We start from the raw sequence: 8459 nt of genomic DNA on the forward strand, positions 1-8459 counted from the left end.
TAATTTACTTTAAGGTAGGATCGAATTGTCTCTCATGTTTTGTCGCTCTACTGTTTTGACTTGCTTTCCCGATTATTTTGATATTTAGTTTTGATAAGTACCTCAGCACAATTAAAATCCAGAGCTAAAACCTACGGCGCAAGCTGCGGCACAGGTTTTAGGGTTTTATATTTAGTTAAGCCCACTTACTTATTTAGTTTTGATGCTTAAGTCTTGATACTTAGTCTTGATACCTAGTCTTGATACCTAGTTTTGATATTTTGATATTTAGTTTTGATATTTATGACCAACGTACCCGTCTCCCGCATTCGTAACTTTTCAATCATTGCCCATATCGATCATGGTAAGTCTACGCTTGCCGATCGCTTGTTGCAATTTACAGGCACAGTGGCGGATCGGGATATGAAAGCGCAGTTTCTCGACAACATGGACTTAGAGCGAGAGCGGGGAATTACGATTAAACTGCAAGCGGCACGGATGCGCTATCAGGCTCTCAATGGTGATGAATACACGATTAATTTGATTGATACTCCAGGACATGTGGACTTTTCCTACGAGGTGTCGCGGAGTTTGGCGGCTTGTGAAGGGGCTTTGCTGGTAGTGGATGCATCGCAGGGCGTGGAGGCGCAGACTCTGGCTAATGTTTACTTGGCTCTGGCAAACGATCTCGAAATTGTCCCCGTTTTAAATAAGATCGATTTACCAGGAGCCGATCCCGATCGCATTGCCCATGAAATTGAAGAATTAATTGGCTTAGACTGTGCGGATGCAATTCATGCCTCGGCAAAACAGGGGATCGGGATTCGCGAGATCCTTGAGGCGATCGTTTTAAAAGTTCCACCTCCAAAGGATACGGTCGATCAGCCTTTACGCGCTTTGATCTTTGATAGCTACTACGATGCCTATCGAGGGGTAATCGTTTACTTTCGAGTGATGGATGGCACGGTCAAAAAAGGCGATCGCGTTAAGTTTATGGCTTCGGGACAGGAATATGTCATCGATGAACTCGGTATATTAGCTCCTGGACAAATCCAAGTTGACGAACTACATGCGGGTGAGGTGGGTTATCTAGCGGCGGCGATCAAGATGGTTGCCCATGCACGGGTCGGTGACACGATTACCTCTGCGATCGATGCTGCGCCTGAGCCATTTCCTGGGTATGAAGAAGCTAAGCCCATGGTTTTCTGCGGGATGTTTCCCACGGATGCCGATCAGTTTGAGGAATTACGTGAAGCTTTAACCAAGCTCAAGCTCAACGACGCAGCACTCAACTACGAACCCGAAACCTCAAACGCGATGGGCTTTGGGTTCCGTTGCGGATTTTTGGGGATGCTGCATATGGAGATCGTGCAGGAGCGGCTCGAACGCGAGTACAACCTCGATCTGATTGTGACAGCCCCATCGGTAATTTATCGAGTCACTACTAACACGGGCGAAATTTTAATGGTGGACAATCCCAGTGAGTTACCGCCACCCAACGCAAGACAATCGATCGAGGAGCCCTATGTCAAGCTCGAAATTATGACTCCCCAAATTTACATCGGTACATTGATGGAGTTATGTGTGGCAAGGCGGGGCGTATTTGTGGATACGAAGTACATCACCACGGAACGGGCTACCCTGATTTACGAACTACCCTTGGCGGAAATGGTGACGGATTTCTTCGATCAGATGAAGTCTCGCACCAAGGGCTATGCCAGCATGGAATATCAAGTCATCGGCTATCGTCCTAACGATCTTGTCCTTGTAGATATTCTCGTGAATGAGGAGCCTGTGGATGCCTTGGCTTGCATCGTCCATCGTGACAAGTCCTACAATGTCGGTCGGGCGCTGGTGTCGAAACTGCGGGAATTGATTCCCAAGCAACAGTTCCAGATTCCTATTCAAGCGGCGATCGGTTCTAAGATTCTTGCTCGGGAAAATATTTCAGCCTTGCGAAAGAATGTATTGAGTAAGTGCTATGGCGGCGATATTTCGCGGAAGAAGAAATTGTTAGAGAAACAAAAGAAAGGTAAAAAACGGATGAAGTCGATTGGAACCGTAGAAGTTCCACAAGCAGCGTTTATGGCAATTTTGCAACTGAATGGAGATTAGCCAATAAGTTGCCTAGGCAGCTTATACCAAATCACAAAATGGCGTAGCCATTTTGTGATTTTAAAACCCTTACTGTAGCTGGGCATAAAGCCCAAAAGAGGGTTACCGCACGGAGCGCGGCAACCCTCTTTTGGGCTTTATGCCCAGCTACTTACCGACGTGCGCCCAAGAAATCGAGTTTGCCCAGTTCCACCCCACAATGTCTGAGAATATCGTAGGCAGTCGTTACGTGGAAATAAACATTGGGCAAAATGAAGAACAATAAATAGGCTTGTCCCGCAAAAGTCATTGTCTCTTTTCCGATAGGTAAAGCGATTACCTTCTCTTCAGAACCATCAATCTGTTCGGGAGTAAAAGTCTCAATGAAACTAAGCACTTTGCGCAACTGATCGCCTAGCTCCGCAAATGTAGTTTCGTTATCTTCTAGGGCAGGAGCTTCTGTGCCAGCCAATCTTGCTATGCCACGTCTCGCAATATCCGACGCAATCTGAACTTGGCGGCTGAGAGGCAACATATCAGGATACAAACGGCTGGCAATTAGTACTGAAGGATCGATCTTTTTGGCTTCAGCATGGGCAGCCCCCTTTTCGAGAATTGCGATTAAATTATTTAGCGATCGCACTACGGAAGGCACTGCAACCTGATACATCGAAATGGTCATTACCGATTCTCCAGTTTCTTGATAAATTAATCTTTGTAACGCAGTCATCACTATAACAGATCGCTACTTCATCTTCGTTCTATGGGGAATTGGTATTATCCCAATTGAAGAAATGGCTACGCCATTTCTTCAATTGAAAAACCTTGATAGCTGTGTGGCGTTGCTTTGCAACGCCACATAGCTATCTCTATACGTCAAACTCTTCTCAAGTTAATCTCACGTCAACCTTTGATATCGCATTCCTGGATAAATGGCGATCGCCCCGATTAGTTCTAATTGGGTTAAGGTTCCTAACACTTCCCCTGAAGGGATTTTAGTTTGTTCGACAATCCAATCTAAGCCCACGGGGTCACCGAAACCGATCGCTTGGAGAATGGTTTGTTGCATGGGAGGCAAATCGGTAATGGCGATCGTTGGTGTAGGCGTATCTAAATTCGGCAATGTTCCTAAGGCTTCTAGTAATTCATCTACACCTAAAATGGCCTGTGCGCCTTTGCCCAATAGGTTTAAGCAACCTCTTGCTTCATTCACTTCAAGGGAATTAGGTAAGGTATAGACATCGCGTCCATACTCATTTGCCTGATAGGCGGTGATTAAGGCTCCCGATCGTTCGGGTGCTTCCATCACCAAGGTAACGCGGCTGAGCCCTGCGATAATGCGATTGCGGGCTGGAAAATGTTTTTTGTCAGGAGGAGTCCCTTGGGGATATTCGCTCAAGACTAGCCCTGAAGCGAGGATCTGCTCGTAAAGAGACTTGTGCTTGGGGGGATAAAAGCGATCAACCCCCGTTCCCATTACCGCTAAGGTCTGTCCCCCAACTTCCAAACAGGCTCGATGGGCTTCGCCATCAATGCCTTCCGCCATACCAGAGATAATTGTAAATCCGTGACTGGCTAAAGCGGAAACAAGTTTTTTCGTCCAACGCTTCCCGTAGGGAGTGGCGCTGCGCGTACCGACGATCGCGATGGTATTGCGTTCGTTCCAAGTGGTGAGATGCCCTTGATAATAGAGAATTGGTGGCGGATCGGGAATTTCCCATAGTAGTTGAGGATATTCGCGATCGCTAGGTGTCCAAAAATTGAGATTGCGATGCTCATGTACCGCCAATAAAGACAGGGGCTCCACCTCACCCTGAGCCTGTCGTATGGATTCAAGGGTCTGACCGCCGATCCCTTCGACTTCTTGTAGAGCGCTTGCGGAGGCTTGCCAAGCCTCGGACATGGAACCAAAGGATTGATACAGACGCTTGGTTAATACTGACCCAATGCCGCGTATCTGCGACCATGCTAACCAATAGGCTCTTTCGGAATTGGGACTGAGATTCATGGGTTTTAACAATTATTGCCCTAAATGTTCGATACCATATTCGATACGAGTACTAACCGTGGCGATGTCTAACTCACTATCGATTGTTAGTAATTTCTGTTTATAACCGTAATATTCCAATAGAGGAATAGTCAATTCAAAGAACTGCTCGATGCGCTTTTGCACGATCTCAATCCTATCGTCAGAGCCACCACGGGCTCGCGATCGCTGCATTAATGTCTCTTCAGAAGCCTGTAAATAGATCGCATAGTCAAGGGGAGTCGCTAATTCATCTAGCAGAAAATCTAACTCCTCGGCTTGAAAAGCTGTACGGGGATAACCCTCTAAAATCCATCCGTGCTGGGCATCTGGCATTCCTAAACGCGATCGCACTAGCTCGATCGTGAGACGATCGGGAACGAACTCACCAGCATCAACAAATCTTTTTACTTCTAAGCCCAGATCCGTGGCGTTTGCGATCTCTAAACGCAAAATTTCGCTAGTTGAGATCGCAGGCAAGCGTAACCGAGCCTGTAAATGTAGAGCTTGGGTAGTTCGTCCTGAACCCGATGCACCTAATAGAACGATTCTGGTCATAGGACTAAGCCATCACATGTTTAAAAAAGGCGATCGCTTCTTTAAGGGAATTGATAAAGGTATCAATTTCCGCTTTAGTGTTATAGAAATAGACGCTAGCTCTTGCCGTACCGCTAATTCCTAAAAATCGATGGAGGGGCTGTGTACAGTGATGTCCCGAACGGATCGCAATGCCATCTTGATCGAGCATGGCTGATAGGTCATTGGCATGGATGCCATGATCGAGGGAAAAGGATGCCAAACCTGCGCGATGGTGGCGCGGCCCGTAAACCTTGATATCAGGAATATCATCGAGATAGTCCATCATGTAATTAATTAATTCCTGTTCGTAATCGTGGATTTTATCCATCCCGATCGCCATTAAATAATCTACTGCTGCACCCAGAGCGATCGCTTCACCAATGGCAGGTGTACCCGCCTCAAATTTGTGGGGCAAACCCGCATAGGTAGAATGATCGAGAAACACATCAGCGATCATTTCTCCACCACCCATGAAAGGAGGCATCTCTAGTAAGAGGTCGCGTTTGCCATAGAGAAAACCAATTCCCGTGGGCGCACACATTTTATGTCCTGAAGCAACTAACCAATCGCAATCAAGTTTCTGTACGTCAATCGGCATGTGGGGGACGCTCTGGCAAGCATCCAACAAGACCTTCGCTCCTTGGGCATGAGCCAAAGCAATTATCTCTTCCACTGGATTTACACAGCCAAGGGTATTGGAAACATGGACGATCGCCACTAGTTTCGTTTTCGCATTAAGTAGCGATTTAAATTGTTCTATGCTCAGTTCGCCTGTAACCGTAGGTTCGAGAAACTTGAGAACTGCCCCCGTTCTTTGGGCGATTAACTGCCAAGGCACGATATTACTGTGATGCTCCATTACCGAAAGGATGACTTCATCACCCGCCTTCAGATTTGTCCATCCCCATGTATAGGCAACGAGATTAATTGCTTCGCTGGCATTGCGGGTATAAATAATTTCTTCAGAGGACTTTGCCTTAACAAATTTGGCTACTTTGTCCCGCGCTCCTTCATAGGCATCGGTGGCGCGGGCGCTGAGGGTATGTGCGCCACGGTGAACATTGGCATTGTCATGTTCGTAATAATATTTCCAAGCAGCGATTACTGACTTGGGTTTCTGAGAACTGGCGGCATTGTCAAAATAAATGAGGGGCTTATCATTGACCTCTTGATCTAAAATTTCAAAATCCGCTCTGACCCGATCTGCCAAGGTCTTTTCGTAGGTTAATGTCATGAGGCTTACATAGTTGCTGTCGTAACTGCTACCTGTATTTTAACAGTTCCAAACCCAAAAAGAACGGGGTGGTGAATGGGGAGTCGAAACCCAGAAGAGTGTTGCGGCGCTTTGCGCCGCAACACTCTTCTGGGTTTTATGTCTTAACATAACTGGCTATAGCTGTAATTGGCGATTTAATTGATGACTCTCTAATTGGCTATTTTCCAGATTTTTACCTTACCATCGAGACTGCCACTGATCAGCAATTTCCGATCTTCGCTAAATTCTACCGAGGAAACGCCGCGCTCGTGCTGCGATAAAACTTGCGGTGTTCGCTTTTCTTTTAAGTACCAGATACGTACGGTTTTATCGGCACTGCCACTGGCTAATAAACGATCGTCGCTACTAAAGGCGATCGTATGGACTTCTCCCGTATGTCCTGTGAGCAAATCCTTGAATTGCCCTGTTTTCCCATCCCATAGGCGGATCGTATTATCTTCCATGGCACTAGCGATCGTTTTTCCATCATTGCTATAGACGATCGATCGCACGGAGCTACCAGTCTCTACTAGAGTTTTAATCGCTTTTCCTGTTTCGACATTCCATAGGCGGATTGCACCATCCTTAGAGCCGCTAATCAAAAATTTACCATCGGGAGTAAATGAAACATCGTAAACCCAAGATGTTTCCGATAGAACGTTGATTAACTTCCCTGTTTCGGCATTCCAAAAACGGATCGTCCGATCGCCGCTCGAACTGGCGATCGTTTTTCCATCGGGGCTGAAAATGGCTGTATAGACTCTTTCCTGATGTCCTTCCAGTTTGTTTAACAGCTTACCTGTGGCAACATCCCAAATAATTACAGTGCGATCGTCGCTGGCACTGACTAACCTTTTGCCATTAGGGCTATATTGGATGTCATAGACCCGCCCAGTATGTCCTTTGAGGGTCTGCAATTTTTTACTGGTTTGTAAGTCCCATAGCTCGATAATCCGTTCGGAACTTGCACCTGCTAAGATGCGGCTATCAGGACTAATGGTCACGCCATAAATGGCATCCTTAGAGCCATTTATCGAAAATTCCTTAATCAGAGTGGGAAGAGAACTCGATGCATTGGTGGAGAGTGTTGGTGCGGGAGAGGGTTCGGAAGGTTCGGAACTTTCTGGGGATAGGTCTGGATTGTTAGGATTAGAGGGTTTGTGGGAATACCCAAAGGTGAGAATCAGGGCTGTAATAACGATCGCGCCGAGGGTAACAATGCCTAAGCCGATGTGCCAAGGCTGAAAATGTCGCCAGATACTCTCTTGGGCTTGAGATTGGGAGGTTTGAGCTTGGCGATCGCGTATGGGTTCCTCTGGGTCACGACTATAGGAATTCCGTCTTTGATAGTTTTCCGCGCTCATCAGAACGGTTGGCAAACTGTGATTGACTTTGGAGACGGGATAGCGATTCACAAACTCGGCAATTTCCCGATACACATGTTCGGCACTAGGATAGCGTTGCCGAAAATCAAACCGCACCATTTTGGAGAGAATGTCGGCAAATTCAGGATAGACCTTCGGAGCGGATGCTCGCCACAAAATTTCAAGATTATCATCCTTCGCAAGATGATTGGGCGGGATTCCTGTGAGGGCTTGAATCCCAATCATTCCGATCGCATAGATATCGCTGGCAAATTTTGGCTCTCCATGAGCCTGCTCGCTGGGCATATACCCTGGAGTGCCAATGCCTACGGTGTAGCCCGTATCCGCCTGTGCTGCTAATACGGCTGTGGGTGTAACAATTTGCTTGACAACGCCAAAATCAATTAAAAAAAGCTGTCCATCCCGCCGACGAATGATGTTTTCAGGTTTAATATCCCGATGAATGACATTATTTTGATGAACAAAACTGAGAACGGTTAAGAGACTTTGTAATAGATCGGCAACGGCGAACTGTTCCCAAATTTTACCGCGCGGGAGTTCGTAGCTGAGATCTTTGCCATCGATATATTCTTGAACTAAATAAAATTCGGATAGTTCTTCAAAGTGGGCAAATAGTTGGGGGATTTGGGGATGGGTTCCTAGACGATAGAGAACTTGAGCCTCGGTCTCAAAAAGCCTTCGCGATAGTTGCAAGACGCTAGCTTCTTGAATATGCGGACTTAGCCTTTTGATGACTCGAATGGGGCGATCGGGAAGATGTAAGTCTTGTGAGAGATAGGTCTCGCCAAATCCTCCACCACCCAATCGTGCTGTCACTTCGTAATGACCACCGACTATTTGACCTACTGTAAGACTCATAAGTTATTTATGGGTATGTCTTAGATGCGATTGCGATCTTGATAATTAAAAAACAGAGTCAAATCCTGCGGCTTACACAACGTTCGCTACAGGTTCTTGGATTTTATCTTTAAATTGTGCCCAGATACTTAAGTAAGTGGGCTTAATTAAATATAAAACCCTAAAACCTGCGGCGTACGCGCAGCGTGCGCCGCAGGTTTTAGATGTGGATTTTAATTATGCTGAGGTACTTAACATCTCTTGCAGAGCGTACCGCCCGCTACGCGGGCGGTACGCTCTCTAG

At 46.5% G+C, this 8459-nt stretch carries 6 protein-coding genes; 1 reads left to right on the forward strand and 5 read right to left on the reverse strand.

What is annotated here, in order from left to right; all coding sequences use genetic code 11:
* The first annotated feature begins 282 nt into the window (after nucleotides 1-282).
* Nucleotides 283-2094 carry a translation elongation factor 4 gene (gene lepA / locus PseudUWO310_RS15240; RefSeq protein WP_142602710.1) on the forward strand — a complete coding sequence of 604 codons (1812 nt, stop codon included), beginning with the start codon at nucleotides 283-285 and terminating at the stop codon, nucleotides 2092-2094.
* 151 nt (nucleotides 2095-2245) lie between these two features.
* Here lepA and PseudUWO310_RS15245 read toward each other — a convergent pair whose 3' ends face one another.
* The 5 genes from PseudUWO310_RS15245 to PseudUWO310_RS15265 all read right to left on the reverse strand — a co-directional run bounded on the left by PseudUWO310_RS15245 (nucleotide 2246) and on the right by PseudUWO310_RS15265 (nucleotide 8176).
* A complete protein-coding gene (locus PseudUWO310_RS15245; protein ID WP_142602726.1) occupies nucleotides 2246-2755 on the reverse strand; it encodes a DUF1993 family protein in 510 nt (169 codons plus the stop codon).
* Between the two features lie 216 nt (nucleotides 2756-2971).
* Entirely contained in the window at nucleotides 2972-4081 is a 1110-nt protein-coding gene (dprA, locus tag PseudUWO310_RS15250; RefSeq protein WP_142602712.1) for a DNA-processing protein DprA, read from the reverse strand.
* Between the two features lie 12 nt (nucleotides 4082-4093).
* Entirely contained in the window at nucleotides 4094-4657 is a 564-nt protein-coding gene (locus PseudUWO310_RS15255) for an adenylate kinase family protein (protein ID WP_142602714.1), read from the reverse strand.
* Between the two features lie 4 nt (nucleotides 4658-4661).
* Nucleotides 4662-5912, reverse strand: coding sequence for a SufS family cysteine desulfurase (locus tag PseudUWO310_RS15260; RefSeq protein ID WP_142602716.1), 1251 nt, complete (start codon nucleotides 5910-5912; stop codon nucleotides 4662-4664).
* 191 nt (nucleotides 5913-6103) lie between these two features.
* Nucleotides 6104-8176, reverse strand: coding sequence for a serine/threonine-protein kinase (locus tag PseudUWO310_RS15265; RefSeq protein ID WP_142602718.1), 2073 nt, complete (start codon nucleotides 8174-8176; stop codon nucleotides 6104-6106).
* Between the last annotated feature and the right edge of the window lie 283 nt (nucleotides 8177-8459).

The sequence above is a fragment of the Pseudanabaena sp. UWO310 genome (assembly GCF_006861605.1).
Classification (GTDB): domain Bacteria; phylum Cyanobacteriota; class Cyanobacteriia; order Pseudanabaenales; family Pseudanabaenaceae; genus Pseudanabaena.

Bases quoted from the DNA above. Each gene is read 5' to 3' on its own strand.
- PseudUWO310_RS15260 (WP_142602716.1), bottom strand. From the start codon at position 5,912: ATGACATTAACCTACGAAAAGACCTTGGCAGATCGGGTCAGAGCGGAT.
- dprA (WP_142602712.1), bottom strand. From the start codon at position 4,081: ATGAATCTCAGTCCCAATTCCGAAAGAGCCTATTGGTTAGCATGGTCG.
- lepA (WP_142602710.1), top strand. From the start codon at position 283: ATGACCAACGTACCCGTCTCCCGCATTCGTAACTTTTCAATCATTGCC.
- PseudUWO310_RS15245 (WP_142602726.1), bottom strand. From the start codon at position 2,755: ATGACCATTTCGATGTATCAGGTTGCAGTGCCTTCCGTAGTGCGATCG.
- PseudUWO310_RS15255 (WP_142602714.1), bottom strand. From the start codon at position 4,657: ATGACCAGAATCGTTCTATTAGGTGCATCGGGTTCAGGACGAACTACC.
- PseudUWO310_RS15265 (WP_142602718.1), bottom strand. From the start codon at position 8,176: ATGAGTCTTACAGTAGGTCAAATAGTCGGTGGTCATTACGAAGTGACA.